The sequence below is a fragment of the Bradyrhizobium sp. USDA 4503 genome (assembly GCF_054055815.1).
Genome location: NZ_JBSRXS010000001.1, coordinates 6,156,957 through 6,177,410, shown reverse-complemented (window position 1 = coordinate 6,177,410; position 20,454 = coordinate 6,156,957). Strand labels below are relative to the sequence as shown.

Annotated in this window: 19 protein-coding genes and 1 pseudogene; 12 read left to right on the top strand and 8 right to left on the bottom strand. The window is 65.6% G+C overall.

All coding sequences use genetic code 11. The annotated features are described in order from the left end of the window. Positions 1-77 precede the first annotated feature (77 nt). Positions 78-1,106, bottom strand: coding sequence for an IS110 family RNA-guided transposase (locus ACVMIH_RS29405; RefSeq protein WP_057016162.1), 1,029 nt, complete (start codon positions 1,104-1,106; stop codon positions 78-80). Between the two features lie 277 nt (positions 1,107-1,383). Between ACVMIH_RS29405 and argJ the strand changes: the two genes are divergently transcribed. Beyond that, positions 1,384-2,625, top strand: coding sequence for a bifunctional glutamate N-acetyltransferase/amino-acid acetyltransferase ArgJ (argJ, locus tag ACVMIH_RS29400; RefSeq protein ID WP_229189787.1), 1,242 nt, complete (start codon positions 1,384-1,386; stop codon positions 2,623-2,625). Positions 2,626-2,784: 159 nt separating this feature from the next. Here argJ and ACVMIH_RS29395 read toward each other — a convergent pair whose 3' ends face one another. Continuing rightward, positions 2,785-4,113 (bottom strand): TadE/TadG family type IV pilus assembly protein, encoded by a 1,329-nt coding sequence (locus tag ACVMIH_RS29395; RefSeq protein ID WP_057015622.1) that lies wholly within the window; start codon positions 4,111-4,113, stop codon positions 2,785-2,787. A 174-nt stretch (positions 4,114-4,287) separates the two neighbouring features. On the opposite strand from ACVMIH_RS29395, the gene ACVMIH_RS29390 reads away from it, so the two are divergent. After that, entirely contained in the window at positions 4,288-4,698 is a 411-nt protein-coding gene (locus ACVMIH_RS29390; protein ID WP_057015621.1) for a (deoxy)nucleoside triphosphate pyrophosphohydrolase, read from the top strand. Between the two features lie 395 nt (positions 4,699-5,093). On the opposite strand, the gene ACVMIH_RS29385 is transcribed toward ACVMIH_RS29390, so the two are convergent. Beyond that, positions 5,094-5,936 (bottom strand): methyltransferase domain-containing protein, encoded by an 843-nt coding sequence (locus ACVMIH_RS29385; RefSeq protein WP_057015552.1) that lies wholly within the window; start codon positions 5,934-5,936, stop codon positions 5,094-5,096. 77 nt (positions 5,937-6,013) lie between these two features. Here ACVMIH_RS29385 and ACVMIH_RS29380 point away from each other — a divergent pair, with 77 nt between their 5' ends. The 5 genes from ACVMIH_RS29380 (at position 6,014) to ACVMIH_RS29360 (ending at position 9,021) form a co-directional block, all read left to right on the top strand. Next, positions 6,014-6,823, top strand: a complete 810-nt coding sequence (locus ACVMIH_RS29380) for a ComF family protein (protein ID WP_456864310.1) — start codon at positions 6,014-6,016, stop codon at positions 6,821-6,823. 29 nt (positions 6,824-6,852) lie between these two features. Beyond that, positions 6,853-7,125, top strand: coding sequence for a glutaredoxin 3 (gene grxC, locus ACVMIH_RS29375; RefSeq protein ID WP_057015554.1), 273 nt, complete (start codon positions 6,853-6,855; stop codon positions 7,123-7,125). Continuing rightward, positions 7,125-8,000, top strand: coding sequence for a carbon-nitrogen hydrolase family protein (locus ACVMIH_RS29370; RefSeq protein WP_057015555.1), 876 nt, complete (start codon positions 7,125-7,127; stop codon positions 7,998-8,000). Before grxC ends, ACVMIH_RS29370 begins: the two co-directional genes overlap by 1 nt. Continuing rightward, positions 7,997-8,467 carry a DUF1178 family protein gene (locus tag ACVMIH_RS29365; protein WP_456864308.1) on the top strand — a complete coding sequence of 157 codons (471 nt, stop codon included), beginning with the start codon at positions 7,997-7,999 and terminating at the stop codon, positions 8,465-8,467. The genes ACVMIH_RS29370 and ACVMIH_RS29365 overlap by 4 nt, the downstream gene beginning before the upstream one ends. Positions 8,468-8,580: 113 nt before the next feature. Continuing rightward, on the top strand, positions 8,581-9,021 hold the full coding sequence (locus tag ACVMIH_RS29360; protein ID WP_456864306.1) for an EamA family transporter: 441 nt from the start codon (positions 8,581-8,583) through the stop codon (positions 9,019-9,021). Here the strand turns inward: ACVMIH_RS29360 and ACVMIH_RS29355 are convergent. The 3 genes and pseudogenes from ACVMIH_RS29355 to ACVMIH_RS29345 form a co-directional block, all read right to left on the bottom strand. Further along, positions 9,022-9,920: pseudogene (locus ACVMIH_RS29355) on the bottom strand (EamA family transporter). A 256-nt stretch (positions 9,921-10,176) separates the two neighbouring features. After that, on the bottom strand, positions 10,177-10,947 hold the full coding sequence (gene ubiG, locus ACVMIH_RS29350; protein ID WP_057015558.1) for a bifunctional 2-polyprenyl-6-hydroxyphenol methylase/3-demethylubiquinol 3-O-methyltransferase UbiG: 771 nt from the start codon (positions 10,945-10,947) through the stop codon (positions 10,177-10,179). 14 nt (positions 10,948-10,961) lie between these two features. Then, complete coding sequence (locus ACVMIH_RS29345; protein WP_057015559.1) at positions 10,962-11,429, bottom strand: PH domain-containing protein; 468 nt, start codon at positions 11,427-11,429, stop codon at positions 10,962-10,964. Between the two features lie 209 nt (positions 11,430-11,638). Between ACVMIH_RS29345 and ACVMIH_RS29340 the strand changes: the two genes are divergently transcribed. The 3 genes from ACVMIH_RS29340 to prfA all read left to right on the top strand — a co-directional run bounded on the left by ACVMIH_RS29340 (position 11,639) and on the right by prfA (position 16,720). Continuing rightward, the gene (locus ACVMIH_RS29340; RefSeq protein WP_057015560.1) at positions 11,639-12,895 is read left to right on the top strand and encodes an aspartate kinase; all 1,257 of its coding nucleotides are present in this window, start codon (positions 11,639-11,641) and stop codon (positions 12,893-12,895) included. Positions 12,896-13,315: 420 nt separating this feature from the next. Then, positions 13,316-15,583, top strand: a complete 2,268-nt coding sequence (gene ptsP, locus ACVMIH_RS29335) for a phosphoenolpyruvate--protein phosphotransferase (protein ID WP_028343590.1) — start codon at positions 13,316-13,318, stop codon at positions 15,581-15,583. Between the two features lie 57 nt (positions 15,584-15,640). Then, entirely contained in the window at positions 15,641-16,720 is a 1,080-nt protein-coding gene (gene prfA, locus ACVMIH_RS29330) for a peptide chain release factor 1 (protein WP_456864304.1), read from the top strand. A 34-nt stretch (positions 16,721-16,754) separates the two neighbouring features. On the opposite strand, the gene ACVMIH_RS29325 is transcribed toward prfA, so the two are convergent. Both ACVMIH_RS29325 and ACVMIH_RS29320 read right to left on the bottom strand, forming a co-directional pair. Then, on the bottom strand, positions 16,755-17,225 hold the full coding sequence (locus ACVMIH_RS29325; protein WP_456864302.1) for a MarR family winged helix-turn-helix transcriptional regulator: 471 nt from the start codon (positions 17,223-17,225) through the stop codon (positions 16,755-16,757). Positions 17,226-17,370: 145 nt separating this feature from the next. After that, entirely contained in the window at positions 17,371-17,811 is a 441-nt protein-coding gene (locus tag ACVMIH_RS29320) for a hypothetical protein (RefSeq protein WP_456864300.1), read from the bottom strand. A 291-nt stretch (positions 17,812-18,102) separates the two neighbouring features. Here ACVMIH_RS29320 and ACVMIH_RS29315 point away from each other — a divergent pair, with 291 nt between their 5' ends. Continuing rightward, on the top strand, positions 18,103-19,458 hold the full coding sequence (locus tag ACVMIH_RS29315; protein ID WP_456864298.1) for a substrate-binding protein: 1,356 nt from the start codon (positions 18,103-18,105) through the stop codon (positions 19,456-19,458). Positions 19,459-19,572: 114 nt separating this feature from the next. Continuing rightward, entirely contained in the window at positions 19,573-20,448 is an 876-nt protein-coding gene (locus ACVMIH_RS29310; RefSeq protein WP_456864296.1) for a branched-chain amino acid ABC transporter permease, read from the top strand. Positions 20,449-20,454: the final 6 nt, after the last annotated feature.

Sequence of the window (20,454 nt, the reverse complement as noted above, 5' to 3'; positions counted from 1 at the left end):
CCATCGTCCCAGCGGAGGGACTTCGCTCGGGGAGAGCCTGGTGTCGTGGCCCGCCCGGAACCGATTGCTGCTCCTGGCTAGATGGCCTTGGTCATCGGGTTGAACGGTTTGGTGTCGGCGAGCATGCGATGCAGGATCACGGCGAGCTTGCGAGCCAGCGCTACCTTGGCCTTGCGCATGCCTGCGCGCCGGGCGATCCGCATCGCCCAGCTCTTCAATGCCGAGCAATTCTTGACCGGCTTGGTCAGCATGACGTGAGCTGCCTGGTAGAGTGCCTCGCGCACGGAGGCATCCCCGATCTTGCTGATGCGGCCGGTGTAGTCGGTCTCACCGGACTGGTACTTCTTCGGGGTGAGCCCAAAGTGGGCTCCCGTGGCCTTCGAGGAGCGGAAGCGCTTCGGGTCGTCGATCGCCGCGGCATAGGTGAGCGCCACGATCGGACCAACGGACGGCGTTGTCATCAGGAGCTTGGCGGATGGATGCGTCCTGGCGAGCTTCTGGGTGTGCTTGTCCAGGCTCTTGAACTCCCGCAGCAGCACCGCATGGGCTTGGAGCAGCGCCGCCGCGACCAACTCCAGTCCGGGATGGCCGGTCACGAGCTCGCGGATGCGTCCGGCGAACGTGCGCTCGGTGGTCGCACCGACCTTCAGGCCAAAACCGCGAAGTATGCCGCGCAGGCTGTTCTCGACATCGCGAAGCTTGGATTGCAGCAGCTTGCGCGCCGTCAGGATGGCGCGGGTCTCCTGCGCCGCGACCGACTTGCAGTGCACCGGCCGGAACCAGCCGAGCCGCATCAACTGCGCGATCCGGCGGGCATCGTTGCGGTCCGTCTTCACCGGCATCGACTTGAAGGCTTCGCGAACGTGCCGCGTTTCCAGCAGCTCGACCGCAAGCCCTGCGTCTCGCAGACCCGCATACAGCCATTGCGACAAGGGGCCTGCCTCCAGCCCGATCCGTTCCAGTACCAGACCCAGCGACCGGAACCAGGCGATCAGCGCCGCCGGCTCGCTCGCAACCTTCGTCTCGCGCAAAATCTTGCCTGTCCCATCGACAAGGCAAACGCTCGAGCATTCCAAAGACACGTCAATTCCTGCATAGTGGTACATGGTCGTCCCTTAATGATGCTTGGAGCGGGCTTGCCCGACTCCGTTGAACACCATCAGTTTGAGGGACGACCGCCTTCCAACCAACAGGCCGCTCGCGAGCGCGCTTCCAAATTGCGCCGTAGCGAGCGGGCGGCCGGCCCGTTACCCCATCTACGCATTCGTCGCGCTGCTGCTTCCTTGAACGATTCATGACAGCGCGTTCGCATCGCAGCCCTCTCCCGCTTCTTGCGGCGAGATGTTATGGAGCGCTTCCCTCCCCGTAGCCGGAAGCTTGCCGATGTCCACCGCCGTCTCCCCCCTCGCCCCGCCCGACGTTCCAGAGATGCCCGTGATCGCGGGTGTGCGGCTTGCGACCGCTGCCGCCGGCATCCGCTACAAGGGGCGCACCGACGTGCTGCTTGCGCTGCTCGACAAGGGCACCACGGTGGCCGGCGTGTTCACCAAGTCGAAGTGCCCGTCGGCGCCAGTCGAATGGTGCCGCGCCAAGCTGAAGGGCGGCGCCGCGCGCGCGCTGGTGGTCAATTCCGGCAACGCCAACGCCTTCACCGGCAAGACCGGCAAGGCGTCCACCGCGCTGACCGCGCAGATCGCGGCGAAGGCGGTCGGCTGCGCGACATCGGACGTGTTCCTCGCCTCTACCGGCGTGATCGGCGAGCCGCTCGACGCCACCAAGTTCGACGGCGTGCTGGCGCAGCTCGCACAGACCGCGACCCCCGATCGCTGGATGGACGCGGCCAGGGCGATCATGACCACCGACACCTTCCCGAAAGTCGCCACCGCGACCGTCAAGCTCGGCAAGGCCAAGGTGACGATCAACGGCATGGCCAAGGGCGCCGGCATGATCATGCCCGACATGGCGACCATGCTGTCGTTCATCTTCACCGACGCGCCGCTGTCGGCCTCGGTGCTGCAATCCCTGCTCAAGGCCGGCGTCGAGGACACCTTCAATGCGCTGACCATCGACGGCGACACCTCGACCTCGGACACGCTGCTCGCCTTCGCGACCGGCGCCGCCGCTGCCAACGGCGCGCCGAAGATCTCGCGCGCCGGCGACCCGCGGCTGAAGGCCTTCACCAAGGCGTTCCAGCAGATCCTCGCTGATCTGTCCGAGCAGGTGGCGCGCGACGGCGAAGGCGCCCGCAAGCTGGTCGAGGTCGTGGTCGAGGGCGCCACCACCAAACCGTCGGCACGCAGAATCGCGATGTCGATCGCCAATTCGCCGCTGGTGAAGACTGCGATCGCCGGCGAGGACGCCAATTGGGGCCGCGTGGTGATGGCGGTCGGCAAGGCCGGCGAGCCCGCCAACCGCGACAAGCTCTCGATCTCCTTCAACGGCATCCGCGTCGCCAAGAGCGGCGCGCGCGACCCCTCCTACAACGAGAAAGAGGTGTCGGAGGCGATGAAGGCGCCGAAGATCCAGATCAAGGTCGCGCTTGGCCTCGGCAAGGCCAAAGACCGCGTGCTGACCTGCGACCTCACCAAGGAATACGTCGCGATCAACGGAGATTACCGGTCTTAATCGCACACCTTCCTACCCGTCATCCTGAGGAGCGCGTAGCGCGTCTCGAAGGATGCACGGCCACGAGAGCGCCGCATAGAGAAACCCTGGCCGTCGACCCTTCGAGACGGCCGCTTTGCGGCCTCCTCAGGGTGACGGTGATAGAGCGTGTGCGCTTCGCTAGCTGCTGATCCGCGCGTCGGCGACGGCCTTCTTGAACAGCGCGTTCATCGCGTCGGCGATGCCTTGCGTCAGGCTGACCTCGAAATAGAAGCCCGGCGACGCGCAGGCCTGCATGTTCTGCGCGATCTGGCTGTTCGGCGACGGGCCGAACGGGCCCTGGTTGAACGGATCGATCCAGGTCATGTACCAGCCGTTGGTCGGCAGCTGCAGGTAAGTCGTGTAGAGCACCGCGATCTTGATGCCGCGGTTCTTGATGGCCGTGCACAACGCCGGATTGATCGGCGACTGGCAGCGATTGCCGCCGCTGACCGGCTTCAGGCAGCTTGAATTCGGTTCGTCGGCCACGCCGTCGGACACGAAGAACAGGTATTTCATCGGCGCCGCCGCCGTGCCCGGGCCCGGCGCGCTGATCGCGTTGCTGATGGCCGGAAGCACCGTCGAGAACTGGCTGTCCTTGTCGGCGGTGTAGGTATCGTTGTTGCCGTAGACGCCCATCAGGTCGATGTTGCCGGCAGCGGTCTTGGCGCTCGACAGGCTGGTCGACAGCGAGAACAGCGCGCGCAGGCCGATCGTCTTCGACGAGGCGCCGAAATCGTAGATCGCCATCCGGTACTGGCTGACATAGGTCGCAGTGTTCGCGGCCGTGTCCATCAATTGCTGGGTCGCGCTGCGCAGCACGTCGATCCGCGTCGTCACGCCGAGCGTCTTGGCGAGATTGTAGTAGTTGTTGGCGTCGTTGTAGTCGTGACAGGCGAAGGCGCACTTGTCGGACGTGTTGTTGACCATCTTGGTCAGGTCGGCCGGCGTCGCCGCAACCCCCATCGACGGCGAGTTGTCGAGCAGGAGATAGAAGTCGATATAGAGTGGCATGTTCGCGGTCGAGGTCGACGCGCCGGTCACCGTCATCTTGCTTTGTCCGATCACGCCGAGGAACATGGTCGGGACATCGGCGGTGAACTTGACCGTCGAGGTGATGACGCCGCCGGTCTTGGTCATGGTCGGCGTCACGCTGGTCAGCGTGAAGCCGTTCTGGTTGAAGATGTTGCCGTTGAAGATCTTGGCCGCATCGGCTTCGCCCGCCTGGATCTCACCGTCCGAGGTCATGGCGCCGGCGGCGATGAAGCCGGGCGACGCCTTGGCGATCGATCCGACGCTCGCGGCGTCGGCGGCCGATATCAGCTTGCTGCGGATCTGGTTGGCGCGGGAATAGTCGACCGCGCATCCGACCGCGACGACGAGCGGCAGCACAGCGAGGCCAAAGGTCATTGCGATGTTGCCGGAGCGATCGCGACGGAAACGGCTGATGGTCCGGATCAAGGTGCTCATGGGTTATGTCGGCAAAGAATATGATGGGCAGATAAATGAGAACCTTCACCCTGCCGGATACGAATTAAGGCCGGCTTATCGCGATCGCGGAAAGCCGCGCGGGCATAAATCGTTTGGCTGACAGCGCGTTGCTGGTTAATGAAAGCTTGCAGACTGGAAGGAATCCCCCGCCGCATGGCTGACATCAAGCTGACCCTCGTCGTCGCGTGCGCGCTTGTCGATGCCGACAAGCGCGTGCTGCTGGCGCAGCGCCCCGAGGGCAAGGCGCTGGCCGGCCTGTGGGAATTCCCCGGCGGCAAGATCGAGCCCGGCGAGCGGCCGGAGCAGACCTTGATCCGCGAGCTCCATGAGGAGATCGGCATCACCGTGAGCGAGCCGTGCCTCGCGCCGCTGACCTTCGCCAGCCATGCCTACGAGACCTTCCATCTGCTGATGCCGCTCTACATCTGCCGGCGCTGGGAGGGCATCGCGGCGGCGCGCGAGGGCCAGAACCTCGCCTGGGTCCGCGCAAGCAAGCTGCGCGACTACCCGATGCCGCCCGCAGACATCCCGCTGCTGCCGCATCTGATCGATCTGTTGCTGTGATCCTCTTCGCCTCTTCCGCTTGCGAGGGAGGCGCGCTGCCAAAATATCGAAAACAACCCCATGCAAAGCAGGTGGCGGTGGCAGGCGTTCGACCAGGCGACTTGACACGTCGGGCAACTCACCGGCATAATTCCATTATTCCGAAATCGTGCAGGCTCCCCTCGCCTTTTCCCGCAAGGACAGGGCAATCGCATATGGCCGTTTGAGGCGATCGGAGTTCCCACAAACTCGTCATGCCCGGGCTTGTCCCGGGCATCCACGTCTTCGTTTCCACCGGAGAAAAGACGTGGATGGCCGGGACAAGCCGGGCCATGACGGCGCGGAAGAATCGGTTCATTCCATATGCAATTGCCCTCCTCCGCAAGCGGGAGAGGGAGCCCTTGCGTCGTGCGTCCCTAACGCTTCATCCCCTTCACCGCCGCCTCAAGGCTCGCCTTCGCCGACCCTGGCTTGAGCGGCTTCGGCTGGCTTTCATGCGGCGCCCAGCCGGACAGCCAGACGATGTCGAAGGTGGCGCGGATGCGGCCGTCGGGATCGGCGAAGCGTTCGCCGTAGATCTGCGCCATCCGCAGCATGGTGGCGCGGCGGGTCAAGGTATGGCGGCGCTCGCGCAGCACATTGGTCGCACCCATGCGTCGCAGGTCAGCCATCAGCGCGAACGCGCTTGAATAGCGCACCACGACGCGGTCGACGTCGGTGACCGGCAGCGCGAAGCCGGCCCGCTGCAACAGCGCGCCGATATCGCGCAGATCGGCGAACGGTGCGACGCGCGGCGACGCCCCGCCCTCGCATTCCGCCTCCGCCGCGGCAAAGCTTTGCCGCAGCTCGGTCAGCGTATCGCCGCCGAGCATCGAAGCGAGCAGCAGCCCGTCCGGCTTCAGCGCCCGGCGGAGCTGCGCCAGCACGCCCGGCAGATCATTGACGAACTGGAAGGCCAGCGCGGAGACCACAAGATCGAGCGACTCCGGCGCCAGACCGAGCGCTTCCGCCTCGCTGAAACCGATCGCATCGACCGCGGCGACACGCCCGCGCAGGACGTCCGCGAGCCCGACACCCGGCGTCCAGACATCGGCCGCCGCCGAAAAGCTGCGCGATACCGCCTGCAAGCGGTCCGCCATATCTTCGCTGGCACGCTCGAGCAGGAATGTCGCCGCGCCCTCGCGCCGCGCGCGCGCCAGCCGCGCGCCGAGCAAGGCGCGGTCGAACAGGATGGGGGCTGAGGGCGGGTTCGGTGTCATGCCGCTGGTTACGCCGGACCGCCGCCGCAGGCAATGCGCCTTGAGCCGGCGTTGCTCAAACGCTAGCCTCGCCCGCCATGGACGCCGAGGCATCACCGACACGCTCCATTACCGGTCACGTCCAGCGCGCGCTTGGCGCGATCGGGGGCGCGTGGCTGCGCACGGCGCGGCTGGCACTCGATATCGCGCTGCCGACGCTATGCGTTTCGTGCCGCGAGCCGGTCGATGGCGAGGGGGTGTGCGCGGCCTGCTGGGCCAGATTGTCGTTCATCGCGCCGCCGTTCTGCCCGCGGCTTGGGATTCCCTTCGTCTACGATCCCGGGCCCGGGTTGCTGTCGATGGAGGCGATCGCCAATCCGCCGGCCTACAGCAGAGCCCGCGCCGCGGTGCGCTATGACGATGTCGCGCGCACGCTGGTGCACGCATTGAAATACCAGGATCGCACCGATCTGGCGCCAACAATGGGTCGCTGGATGGCGCGGGCGGGGAAGGAATTGCTCGCCAACGCCGATCTGCTGGTTCCGGTTCCTCTGCATTGGCGGCGCGGCTGGAGCCGGCGCTACAACCAGTCCGGGGCGCTCGCCAAGGTGATCGCGCTCCAGAGCGGCGTCAAAATGGCTGCCGAAGCGCTGCGGCGCATCCGCGCCACCGAGCAGCAGATCGGGCTGTCACGCAAGGATCGCGCCAGCAATGTGCAGGGCGCATTCGGGGTCGCCGATGAACGCAAGGCTGACGTCCAGGGCCGCCGCGTGATCCTGATCGACGACGTCCTGACCTCGGGCGCGACAGTGGACGCCTGCGCACGGGCACTGCTCCGCGCCAAAGCCGCGCAGGTCGAAGTGCTGGTGTTTGCCCGGGTTGTCGATACCCACCGCGCTCCCATATAATCTGACATTCTGGTTCAACCGAGCGCACCATGACCGCTGCCATTGAAATCTACACCCGCCCGGGCTGCGGTTATTGCAGCGCGGCCAAATCGCTTTTGACGCGCAAGAACGCCGCGTTCACCGAATTGAGCGTCGCCAGCAACCCGGCGTATCGCGACGAGATGTATGGCCGCGCCGGTGCCGGCTCGACCTTCCCGCAGATCTTCATCGGCAAGACCCATGTCGGCGGCTGCGACGAGCTCTACGCGCTCGACCGCGAGGGCAAGCTCGACGGCCTGCTCAGCAACGGAGGCGGCGCCTGATGACGGAGAACATTTTCACCGCCGCCATGGTGCAGATGCGCACCGGATTGCTGCCGGAGCCGAGCCTCGAGCAGGGCACGCGGCTGATCCGCGAGGCGGCGGCGCAGGGTGCCAAGTACGTGCTGACCCCTGAGGTCAGCAACATGATGCAGCTCAACCGCAAGGCGCTGTTCGAGCATTTGGCGAGCGAAGAGGACGACCAGTCGCTGAAGGCGTATCGCGCGCTGGCCGCCGAGCTGAAGATCCACCTGCATATCGGCTCGCTGGCGCTGCGCTACTCGCCGGAGAAGGCGGTCAACCGCTCGTTCCTGATCGGGCCCGAGGGCAATCTGCTCGCGAGCTACGACAAGATCCATATGTTCGATATCGATCTGCCGGGCGGCGAAAGCTATCGCGAATCGGCCAATTATCAGCCCGGCGAGACTGCCGTGATCTCCGACCTGCCCTGGGGCCGGATCGGACTGACTATCTGCTACGACGTGCGCTTCCCGGCGCTGTACCGCGCGCTGGCCGAAGCCGGCGCATCGTTCCTCACCGTGCCGTCCGCCTTCACCCGCAAGACCGGCGAAGCGCATTGGCACACGCTGCTGCGCGCCCGCGCCATCGAGACCGGCTGCTTCGTGTTCGCGGCAGCGCAGGCCGGCCTGCATGAGAACAAGCGCGAGACCTTCGGCCATTCGCTGATCATCGACCCCTGGGGCGAGATCCTCGCCGAGGGCGGCGTCGAGCCGGGCGTGTTCCTGGCCGAGATCGATCCCGCCAAGGTCGAGACCGCACGCAAGACCATTCCTTCGTTGCAGCATGGCAGGCGTTTCGGCATCGCCGACCCCAAGGCCGGCCCGGAGCATCTGCACCTCGTCCGGGGTTCGGCATGATCCGCTACACGCTGCGCTGTGAGCGCGGCCACCAGTTCGAGAGCTGGTTCCAGAGTTCCGCGGCCTATGAATCGCAGGAGCGGCGTCACCTGATCGATTGCCCGTCCTGCGGCTCAAGCAAGGTCGAGCGCGCCATCATGGCGCCCCAGGTCGTCAGCAAGAAGGGCCGCGAACCGGCCCAGCCGGCGCCGGCGACGCCCGTCGAGGCGACCGGCAATGAATCGACATCGCTGATGATGGCGCAGGAGCGCGAGCTGCGCAGCAAGCTGAAGGAGCTGCGCGACCACATCGTGAAGAACGCCGACAATGTCGGCGACCGCTTCCCGAACGAAGCGCGCAAGATGCATTACGGCGATATCGAGCACCGGCCGATCTACGGCGAGGCCTCGCCCGAAGAGGCCCGCGCGCTGATCGACGAAGGCGTCGAGGTCTCGCCGCTGCCGACGCTGCCGGAAGACCGGAATTGACGCGCAGCGTCATTCCGGGGCACGCGAAGCGTGAACCCGGAATCTCGCGCCGCAACCTCGAGATTCCGGGTTCGGTGCTGCGCACCGCCCCGGAATGACAATCTGGGAAGAGCATGACCCCCGATTCATTCTCCTCCTGGCAGGTCTGGGCGTTTCTTTCCGCCGTCTTCGCCGCGCTGACCGCGATCTTTGCCAAGGTCGGCGTCGAGGGCATCAACTCCGATCTCGCCACCCTGATCCGCACCGTGATCGTCCTGATCACGCTGTCGGCCATCCTGTTCGCGACCGGGCAGTTTACCCAGTCGGGGCCGATCTCGGCGAAGAGCTGGCTGTTCCTGCTGCTGTCCGGGCTCGGCACCGGCGCGTCGTGGATCTGCTATTTCCGCGCGCTCAAGCTTGGACCTGCGACGCTGGTCGCGCCGATCGACAAGCTCAGCGTCGTGCTGGTGGCGCTGTTCGGCGCTACCTTCCTCGGCGAACGCCCCTCGGCCTATGGCTGGATCGGGATCGCGCTGATCTCCGCGGGCGCGGTGCTGATCGCGGTGAAAGGGTAATTATGCGGCGATCAAGAGCGCGACGCCGATCACGATCAGGACGATGCCGAACACCTCGCGCAGCGAGAACGGCTGCTTGAGCGAGAAATACGCCACGCCCTGCGCGAACAGCACCTCGATCAGCGCCAGCGTGCGCACATTGGCGGCGGCGGTGAGCGCGAACGCCAGGAACCAGAATTGCGATGAGAACGCGCCCATGAAGCCCGCGAACATCGAGGGCCGCCACAGCTTGAGGATCGACCTCAGCACGTCGGGCGCGCGCAGCAACAGATAGACCGACAGGATCAGCGTCTGCACGAGGAGGCTCCACATCAGCGTGTAGGAGGCCGCCGTGACAAATGAGACGCCGGGCACCGCGATGATCGCGCCGCGAAAGCTCACCGCCGAGATCGCGAACACTGCGGCGGCGCCGAGGCCGAGCACGGTCGGGCGCAGGTCGGCGAAGCTCTTCTGCCCGCCGGGCCGCAGCGCGGTGATGACGACGCCGATGGTCGCGATCACGATCGCGATCACCTTGTCGTCGTTAGATGGTCGCCGAGGAAGATGAAGCCGAAGATCGCGGTCTGGATCGCCTCGGTCTTCATGTAGGCCGTGGTGACGACGAAAGAGCGGTCGTTCATCGCCAGCAGCATGAAGCCGGTGCCGACGATCTGGCTGAGCGCGCCGGTCACCAGCCACGGCCAGAACGACGATGACGGCCACGGCACGCGATCGCCGGTCAGCAGCACCGCCAGCGCGAAGAACACCACCGAGAACGGCAGGCCGAACAGGAAGCGGATATTGGTCGCGCCCCAGGTCCCGAGCGGCCCGGTCAGATGCCGCTGCATCGCATTGCGCGCCACCTGCCCGAACGCAGCGACGATGGTGAAGGGGATCCAGAGCGAGGCGATCGTGAACATGGGGGATAAGGAAAGCATGCCGGCGGGAGTACACGCCCAGCGTGCCGATTGCCGCTGACGCGGTCAACCGAGTGGGCGCATGACAGGCCTGCGCGATGTCCACAAACTTCCGTAGCCCGGATGAAGCGAAGCGCAATCCGGGGCCAGCTCATCCGCGGACGAAGCAGTCCCGGATTACGCTACGCTCCATCCGGGCTACGCATTCTGTGGTCGCAGGGACGACACCTATTGTGTGGCCGAGACCGTGGTATCTAACTCACACCTCTTCCGCCACCACCATGTAGTTCACGTCCATGTCGGTCGACACGGTCCATTTGTCGGCGAGCGGGTTGTAGACCACGCCGGCCTGCTCGGTGACGGTGAGGTTGACGTCGCCGAGATAGCGCTCGAGCTCGGCGGGGGTGACGAACTTGCTCCACTCGTGGGTGCCGCGCGGCAGCCAGCGCAGCACGTATTCGGCGCCGACGATCGCCAGCGCAAAACTCTTCAAGTTGCGGTTCAGGGTCGAGACCACCATCAGCCCGCCGGGCTTGAGCATGACAGCGCAGCGCTTGATGAAGGCGCCGACGTCATTGACGTGCTCGACCACCTCCATCGCCAGCACGATGTCGAAGCGCTCGCGGGCGTCCATCTCCTCCACCGTGGTGCAGCGGTAGTCGATCGACAGATGGCCCTTGTCGGCGTGCAGCTTCGCGGCAGCGATGTTGGTGGCGGACGGATCGATCCCGATCACCTGGGCCCCTAACCGCGTGAACGGCTCGCACAACAGGCCGGCGCCGCAGCCGATGTCGAGCAGGCGCAGGCCGGACAGGCAGCTGAGGCTCTTGGCGTTGCGCTCGAACTTGCGGCAGGCCGCGTCGCGGATATAGGTCAGGCGCAGCGGGTTGATCTTGTGCAGCGGCGCCATCTTGCCGCGCGGATCCCACCATTCATCGGACAGTTTCGAGAATTTCGCGACCTCGGCCGGATCGACCGAGCTGGCGGAGGCATTGGCGGAGGAACCGGAAAGAGTTGATTGCGTGGCCATGATTGCGCGCGCCCCTATCGCGCGGTGATCGAATTGCGGAACGACAGCGGCGCGGCGATGGTCCTGATGGTCTCGATGCCCTCGCCGACGCCGCGGATGGTGACGTCGCCGTAATTGAGCAGGCGTCCCATGATGCTCTGGTTGACGTCGACGCTTTCGACCTTGTCGAGGCTCATCTCGAAGGTACGCCGCTTGATGAAGCCGCTCTTGTGCACCACGCGGAAATTGGTGACGTCGGTTTCGGTGGTCCAGCGGTGGAACCAGGCCGCGGCGGTCCAGTACAGCGCCGCGACCGCGACCACGGCGGCGGCCGCAAAGCAGGCCATCACGAGGCCGTCGACCGTCGTCATCCGCGACAGGATCAAGAGCGCCAGCACCACGATCCAGGCCCCGATCGCCGGCAGATAGAACATCCAGTGCGCATTGGTGGAATACAGCACCTTCTCGCCAGGCTGCAGGATCTCATCGATATAACGTCCCATCCAATCCGCCTTCGAGTTGCCCCGTGTTACCCGTGCGCCACAACCCGCCCGCAACCGGTCAAAACACCCCCAAAAGACACTCGAGGGCCCCCTACCTACCGGCTTGCCCCCGGGCGCAGCGCTATGTATACGCGCGTTTCGGTCCCCGCGCTTGCGGTTTTCGGCGTGGGTTAACCTACTTATCCTCTTAAAGGAATAGACGCGTCGTCATGGGCCGCCTCGTGATGAAATTCGGCGGTACATCCGTCGCCAATATCGATCGTATCCGCAACGTCGCGCAGCATGTGAAGCGCGAGGTCGACGCGGGCCACGAGGTCGCCGTCGTCGTCTCCGCGATGTCCGGCAAGACCAATGAGCTGGTGGCCTGGTGCACCGATGCCTCGCCGATGCACGACGCGCGCGAATATGACGCGGTGGTCGCCTCCGGCGAACAGGTCACTTCGGGCCTGCTCGCGATCGTGCTGCAGGGCATCGGCATCCAGGCGCGCTCCTGGCAGGGCTGGCAGATCCCGATCAAGACCTCGGAGGCGCATGCCTCGGCGCGCATCCTCGATATCGACGGCACCGAGATCATCACCCGCTTCAAGGAGCGCAAGGAAGTCGCCGTGATCGCCGGCTTCCAGGGCATCAATCCCGACACCGGCCGCATCACCACGCTCGGCCGCGGCGGCTCGGACACCTCGGCGGTGGCGATCGCCGCCGCGCTGCGCGCCGACCGCTGCGACATCTACACCGACGTCGACGGCGTCTACACCACCGATCCCCGCGTGGTGCCGAAGGCGCGCCGGCTCGACAAGATCGCCTTCGAGGACATGCTGGAACTGGCCTCGCAGGGCGCCAAGGTGCTGCAGGTTCGCTCGGTGGAACTCGGCATGGTGCACAACATGCCGATTTTCGTGCGCTCCAGCTTCGACAAGCCAGAGGATATCGACCCGCACGCCAACCAGCCGCCGGGCACGCTGATCTGCAGCGAGGAGGAAATCATGGAAATGCACGTCGTCACCGGCATCGCCTTCTCCAAGGACGAAGCCCAGATTTCCGTGCGCCAGATCGAGGACAAGCCTGGCGTCGCCGCCGCGATCTTCGGGCCGCTCGCGGATGCCAATATCAATGTCGACATGATCGTGCAGAACGTGTCCGAGGACGGCAAGACCACCGACCTCACCTTCACCGTTCCGGCCGGCGACTATAACCGCGCCAAGGACACGATTACCGCCGCCAAGGCCAAGATCGGCTACGCCCGCGTCGATACCGCGACCGACGTCGCCAAGGTCTCGGTGATCGGCAGCGGCATGCGCAGCCATGCCGGCGTCGCTGCCAAGGCGTTCAAGGCGCTGGCCGACCGCAACATCAACATCCGCGCCATCACCACCTCCGAGATCAAGTTCTCGGTCCTGATCGACGCCGCCTACACCGAGCTCGCGGTCCGCACGCTGCACACGCTGTACGGCCTCGACCAGGCGTAGGCGCGACCGGCAGGGGCAGGGCTCGCTCCGCTGTCATTCCGGGGCGATGCGACAGCATCGAATCCGGAATCTCGAGGTTCCGGGTTCGCCGCTTCGCGACGCCCCGGAGCGACGAGACCGAGCACTGGCCGTGCTCCCCAGCCGCGCCCCGGAGTTAGAATTTCTCTTAGCGGACGCAGCATTGGGCTGACGCAGACGTTATTTGCTACTGGCAGGCGTTTTGCTTGGCAAAGCAAGCCTCGATTGGCTATACGGCCAGTCAGGTAGGCTGTCGCAAACTGTGGCACAGTTTAGTGATCCCGAATCGGCGGGAACTGGCGAGCGGCGACGCCGAATGATTAAAATTGTTGTTTTTGACGAGTTTTGCGCCAACGGCCGGCCGCACCGGTGCGCTGGCTACGTGGGGAGGGACTGAAACATATGCGGAGCGCGTCGGGAGGCCCCCGCATCCTGTTGAGACGGCTCCGCGAGACCATGGCGGAGCAAGTCTCCGCCCAGGAGCGGCTCGACAAGATCGTGGTGCTGATCGCGGCCAACATGGTGGCCGAGGTCTGCTCCTGCTACGTGCTGCGCATCGACAATACCCTGGAGCTCTATGCCACCGAAGGTCTGAACCGCGACGCCGTCCACCGCACCGTGATGAGCGCGCATGAAGGCTTGGTCGGCCTCGTCGCCAGCGAGGCGACGCCGCTCAATCTGTCCGACGCGCAAAGCCATCCCGCCTTCGCCTACCGCCCGGAGACCGGCGAAGAGGCCTACCACTCGTTCCTCGGCGTGCCGATCCTGCGCGCCGGCAACACGCTCGGCGTGCTCGTGGTGCAGAACCGCGCCAAGCGCACCTATGTCGAGGAAGAAGTCGAGGCGCTGCAAACCACCGCCATGGTGCTGGCGGAGATGATCGCCTCCGGCGAGCTTGCCGCGCTGGCGCAGCCCGGCGCCGAGCCCGCCGCGCGGCACTCGCTGCACAAGACCGGCGCGGTGCTCTCCGACGGCATCGCGCTCGGCCATGTCGTGCTGCACGAGCCGCGCGTGGTGATCACCAATTACATCGCCGAGGATCTGCCGAAGGAGATCAAGCGGCTCGACACTGCGCTCGCCAATCTGCGCGCCGATCTCGACCGCATGCTGGAGCGCGGCGACGTCGCCGACGGCGGCGAGCACCGCGAGGTGCTGGAAGCCTACCGCATGTTTGCCAACGACCAGGGCTGGTCGCACAAGCTGCACGAGGCGGTCGCCACCGGCCTCACCGCGGAAGCCGCCGTCGAACGCGTGCAGTCCGACACCCGCGCGCGCATGCTGCGCTCGACCGATCCCTATCTGCGCGACCGCCTGCACGACCTCGAGGATCTCGGCCATCGCCTGATGCGGCAGCTGGTCGGCCAGGACCATGCGCCGTCGCGCGAGCAGCTGCCCGACAACGCCATCCTGATCGCCCGCGCGATGGGCCCGGCGGCGCTGCTCGACTATGACCGCAAGCGGCTGCGCGGCCTGGTGCTAGAGGAAGGCACCGCGAATTCCCACGTCTCGATCGTGGCGCGCGCGCTCGGCATTCCCGCGGTCGGCGAGGTGCCGAACGCGCCCGGCATCGCCGACCCGGGCGATGCCATCATCGTCGACGGCATTTCCGGCGAGATCTATGTCCGCCCCTCGACCGAGATCGAATCCGCCTATGCCGAGCGTGTCCGGTTCCGGGCGCGGCGGCAGGCGCAATATTCGGCGCTGCGCGACAAGGCCTGCGTGACCAAGGACGGCCAGCCGATCGAGCTTCTGATCAATGCCGGCCTGACCATCGACCTGCCGCATATCGACGACACCGGCAGCGCCGGCATCGGCCTGTTCCGCACCGAATTGCAGTTCATGGTGAGCCCGAACCTGCCGCGCTCGAGCGACCAGCTCGCGCTGTACCGCACCGTGCTCGACGCCGCGGGCTCCAAGCCCGTCACCTTCCGCACGCTCGACATCGGCGGCGACAAGGCGCTGCCCTATATGGAGACCGTGATCGAGGAAAATCCCGCGCTCGGCTGGCGCGCGATCCGGCTCGGCCTCGACCGTCCCGGCCTTTTGCGCGGCCAGATCCGCGCGCTGCTGCGTGCCGGCGGCGGCCGCGCGCTGAAGATCATGTTCCCGATGATCTCGGACATCGCCGAGTTCGACCAGGCCAAGGCGATCGTCGAGCGCGAGTTGACCTATCTGCGCCAGCACGGCCATTCGCTGCCCGAGCGGATCGATATCGGCACCATGGTCGAGGTGCCGGCGCTGCTCTACCAGCTCGACGAGCTCCTGAAGAAGGTCGACTTCGTCTCGGTCGGCTCCAACGATCTGTTCCAGTTCCTGTTTGCTGTCGACCGCGGCAATGCCAAGGTCTCCGAACGCTTCGACATCCTCTCGGCGCCGATCCTGCGCGCGCTGCGCGACATCGTGCGCAAGGCCAAGGCGGCGAAGAAGGCCGCCTCGCTGTGCGGCGAGATGGCGTCGAAGCCGATCGGCGCGCTGGCGCTGATCGCAATCGGCTACCGTTCGCTTTCATTGTCGGCAACCGCGCACGGCCCGGTCAAGGCGTTGATCCTCGACCTCGATGCCAAGAAGGCCGAGGCGATGATCAATCCGCTGCTGGACGCGCCGGTCGGCAGCGTCTCGATCCGCGCGGCGCTGACGAAGTTTGCGGAAACCGAGGGGCTGGCCTTGTAGCGACGCTGCCGTCGCCGCTGTCGCCGTTCCGGACCTTCCGCAATTCGAGATACCGCCATGCTACCCGAAGCCAAACTCGACGTCCTGCTCGCCCATCATGCCTCGCTCGAGGCCGAGCTGCTCGGCGAGGTCAAGTCCGAGCGCTATGTGCAGATCACGCGCGAGCTCGCCGAGCTCAACCCGTTGATCGACGCGGTGAAGCTCTACCGTTCTGCGCGCAGCGAACTGGCCGATACCGAGGCGATGCTGGCGGACGCCGGGACCGATCCCGAGATGCGCAGCATGGCGGAAGCCGAGCTGGAAACGCTGCTGGCGCGGCTCGGCGAGCTCGAGCAGCAGATTCGGATCGCGCTGTTGCCGAAAGACGCGATGGACGACCGCAACGTGATGCTGGAAATCCGTGCCGGCACCGGCGGCGACGAGGCCTCGCTGTTCGCCGGCGACTTGTTCCGGATGTATGAGCGCTTCGCATCCTTGCAGGGCTGGAAGGTCGAGGTGATTTCGGCGAGCGAAGGCACCGTCGGCGGCTACAAGGAAATCATCGCCGAGGTGCAGGGCCGCGGTGCGTTCGCCAAGCTGAAATTCGAATCCGGCGTGCACCGCGTGCAGCGCGTGCCCGACACCGAGACGCAGGGCCGCATCCACACCTCGGCTGCCACGGTCGCCGTGTTGCCGGAGGTCGAGGACGTCGACGTCGATATCAAGGACACCGACTTGAGGATCGAGACCATGCGCGCGGGCGGCGCCGGCGGCCAGCACGTCAACAAGACCGAATCGGCGATCCGCATCACCCATCTGCCGACCGGCATCGTGGTGATGATGCAGGACAGCCGCTCGCAGCACAAGAACCGGGCGTCGGCGATGAACATCCTGCGCTCGCGCATCTACGATGCCGAGCGCCAGCGCGTCGAGGCGGCGCGCTCCGCCGACCGCAAGGAGAAGGTCGGCTCCGGCGACCGCTCCGAGCGCATCCGCACCTATAATTTCCCGCAAGGACGCGTCACCGACCACCGCATCAACCTGACGCTCTACAAGCTGCCGCAGGTGATCGCGGGCGAAGCGCTCGGCGAATTGATCGACGCGCTGACCACCGAGCACCAGGCGGCACAGCTCGCCGCGCAGGGCGCCGCGGCCTGACGCGCGCCGCCGCTTGCGCCGGCGGATGCTGCACTCAGTCCTCTTCGGAAGACGGCGAAGACTTCAGCAAGCGGCGCAACGCCGGGCGCGCGACGCGGCGCAGCTCCTCGATGTTCTTCTTCGAGACCGCCTGGAGCTTCTGCTCACCCTTTGCCGTCAGCTTGAGCTGAACCCGCCGCGCGTCGTCGGGATCGGCAAGGCGGCTGACCAGCCCGAGCTTTGCCATGCGGTTCATCAGTTCGACGGCGGAGTGATGCCGGATCAGCAGGAACCGGGCGATGTCGCCGACGGTCGGCGGACCGGGATCGACGAAACCCTTGATGCCGAGCAGCGCCTGATGCTGCCGCGGCGTCATTCCGGCCTTCCGGGCGCCCTCCTCGCTGAATGCGAGAAACCTGCGCAACTCGTAGCGAAACTGCGCCAGCGCCCGGTAGTCCACCGTCGCGGCCACGGCCTTGCGTTTGGTTGCGCCGGCGAGCGCTCGTCGTTGCTTTGGTTGCGGCATTCGATCGTCCTGCTGCTGGCTCGCTCCGCCGGACGGCAGACGCCGTGCAACGCTATCAAGCCCGCGCCGGACGCACCATACTACCGGCCGCCCTTCCACTCATGTTTTCAACGGTTTGACGATCGAGCGGCGGGGCCGCGCAAGCTCAGGGCTGCGGCCAGTTATCGTAGGTCGAGCTCAATATTTTCAGCAGCACGATCTGGAACGCGACCGGAATCCGCGGGCTCCTGCGGCGAATGGATTTCTCCAGCGCCTCGGTGATCTCGCTCTTGGTGAGATGCCCGGCCGAGGCACGCGCGACCAGATCGCCCCAGACCTCCGTCAACGACTTGCCGGTGTGATGCGGAGACGGGATCGTTATCCCGCGCGTCTCGGCCCAAGCGATGATCTCGCGCATGGTTTGCCGTCCGCAATTCCGCGCCGTCGCGAGATGGCGCGCGGTGAGCAGGCGCAGCAGATCGTCCGGCGGCGTCCAGCCCACCTTCGGCGGCACTTCGTCGAGCAGCTCGACCGCCAGTTCCTTCAGGACGTTGATCGCGCGGATGCTCAGGCTGCCCGATTGCCCGGCGGCACCGTGCTCGGACACGGCGTGCTCTCCGGCATTTCCGGTGCGACTTGAAGGCTCCTGGATCATCGCTCCCTCACTTACAGGACCCGCACCCGGTCGGTAAACCTCGATACATCGTAGAACGATATTATTTCTATCGTAGGCCGATATGATTCGACGAAAGGTGACATTGACTAAATATGCCGGTGGGGAATTGTAGCTGTGACAGGCTGCTCGATTGCAGCCGGCGCATCGTGCCGCCGATCGATCCGATCAGGCGACGAGTGAGCATGCGCGCCAACAATCAATATAATTGGAGGATACTGAGCGATGAGCACCAAGGATTTTCGGCCGGGCAGTGCCCCGAACGTTTCGCGCCGCACTTTGCTGCAAGCCGGCGCGGGCCTGATCGGCGGCAGCGTGCTGCCGGCCTCGATCGCATCGCGGGCCTTCGCCGAGGACCACCCGGCGATCGGAACCTATCCCGCGGGCTCGTCGGGCTCTTCGGCGTTCATCGGCATCTCGGTCCCGCGCACCGGCACCTATGCGGTGCAGGGCGAGGATGAGCTCAAGGGCTATCAGCTCGCGATCGAGCACATCAACAGCGGCCACGAGCTGATCAAGAAGATCTCGCCGAAGACCAGCAAGGGCGTGCTCGGCAAGGAGCTGAAGTTCGGCGTCGCGGATTCTGCGGCGAAGCCGAACGAGGCCGTGCAGGCGCAGCAGCGCTTCATCTCCGAGAACAAGGCGGTGATGATCACCGGCGGCACGTCGAGCGCGGTCGCGGTGGCGCTGAACAAGCTGGCGCAGCGCGAGAAGGTGATCTTCGTCTGCGGCATTTCCGGCTCGAACGACACCACCGGCAAGGATTGCGTGCGCTACGGCTTCCGCCAGAACTTGTTCGGCCAGACCGCCGCGGCGGCGATCGCGCCGGTGCTGATCAAGCAGTTCGGCAAGAACAAGAAGGCCGCCTACCTGACGCCCGACTACACCTACGGCCACACCGTCACCAAGTCGATGCAGGACTACCTCGCCCAGGCGGGCTGGACCACCGTCACCAACCAGGTCTCGCCGCTCGGCGCGCCGGACTATTCGTCCTATCTGCTCAACGTCGCGAATTCCGGCGCCGACGTGATGATCAACGTCAACTGGGGCCACGATGCCGTGCTGTCGACGCAGCAGGCCAAGCAGTTCGGCGTGCTCGACAAGATGAAGCTCGTGGTGCCCTACCAGGTGCCGTTCATCGCCCGCGAGACCGGCGGCCTGATGCAGGGCGTCTACGCCGCGACCGACTATTGGTGGACCATCGAGGACAAATATCCGCTGGCCAAGATGTTCAACGAGGCCTTCGAGAAGAAGTACGGATACAAGCCGGAATGGGGCGCAGAGAACGCCTATGTCAGCTTCGCGCACTGGGCCCGCATGGTCGAGGAAGCCGGCAGCTTCTACCCGCCCGACGTCATCAAGGCCTATGAGAAGGGCGAGACGCTGCCTTCGCTTGTCGGCGACGTCCACTATCGCCCCGAGGATCATCAGTGCGTCCGCCCCGTCGTCATCGTCCGCGGCAAGATGGAAAAGGAGATGAAGAACAAGGAGGACTATTACGAGGTGGTCGAGATCGTCCCCGGCGACGGCTTGATGCAGAAGCCGGATGCGTTCGGCTGCCATCTCGGCGACTACACCTGATTAACGTGGGAAGACTCGGCGCCGTGGGCGGGGCGACCCGGCCCGCGGCGCCGCTTTTCTCGGAACGCATCCTCCACTGACCGGGCCAGGTATACGGCTAAGTGAACGCGCGTCATGATCAACTGGCCAAATTTCGTCTCGCAACTTTTCAACGGACTGGCGCTCGGCGCGCTGCTCGCGCTGATCAGCTCCGGATTGACGATCATCTACGGCACACTCGGGGTGCTCAACCTCGCCCACGGCGCCATGTTCATGATCGGCGGCTACGCCGGATACGTGACCTATTCCTACACCGGCTCGTTCATTCTCGCCGTGATCGCAGGCTCGCTGTTCGTGATGGTGCTCGGGATTGCGATGGAGCGGATCATCATCCGCCACTTCTACCATCGCCCGCATGAGGACCAGCTGCTGGTCACGTTCGGCCTCGGCATCTGCTTCGTCGAGATCGTGCGGCTGATCTTCACCAGCCAGTCGCAGGTGGTGCCGCCGCCGGCGCTGCTGAAGGGCATCACCTCGCTCGGCTTCCTGTTCTACCCGACCTACCGGCTTGCGGTCGTCGGCATCGTCGCGGTCGCGCTGGGCGCGCTGTTCCTGATCCTGTACCGCACCCGGCTCGGCATGATCGTGCGCGCCGGCATCGAGGATTCGGTGATGGTCGATTCGCTCGGCATCAACGTCTACCGCGTCTTCATGATCGTGTTCGGCATCGGCGCGATGGCCGCAGGCTTCGCCGGCATCATCAATGCACCGGTGGTGTCGCTGACGCCGGGTGTCGGCGACGACATCCTGGTCGAGACCTTCGTGGTGGTGGTGATCGGCGGCGTCGGCTCGTTTCCCGGCGCCATCCTCGGCGGGCTGATCGCCGGCGAGATCATCAGCATCACCTCGATGTTCAACCCCGGTTACGCCTACGTCATGCTGTTCGCGGCGATGACGCTCGTGCTGGTGCTCAGACCGCATGGCCTGCTCGGCACGCAGGGCCGCGAATGACGACGG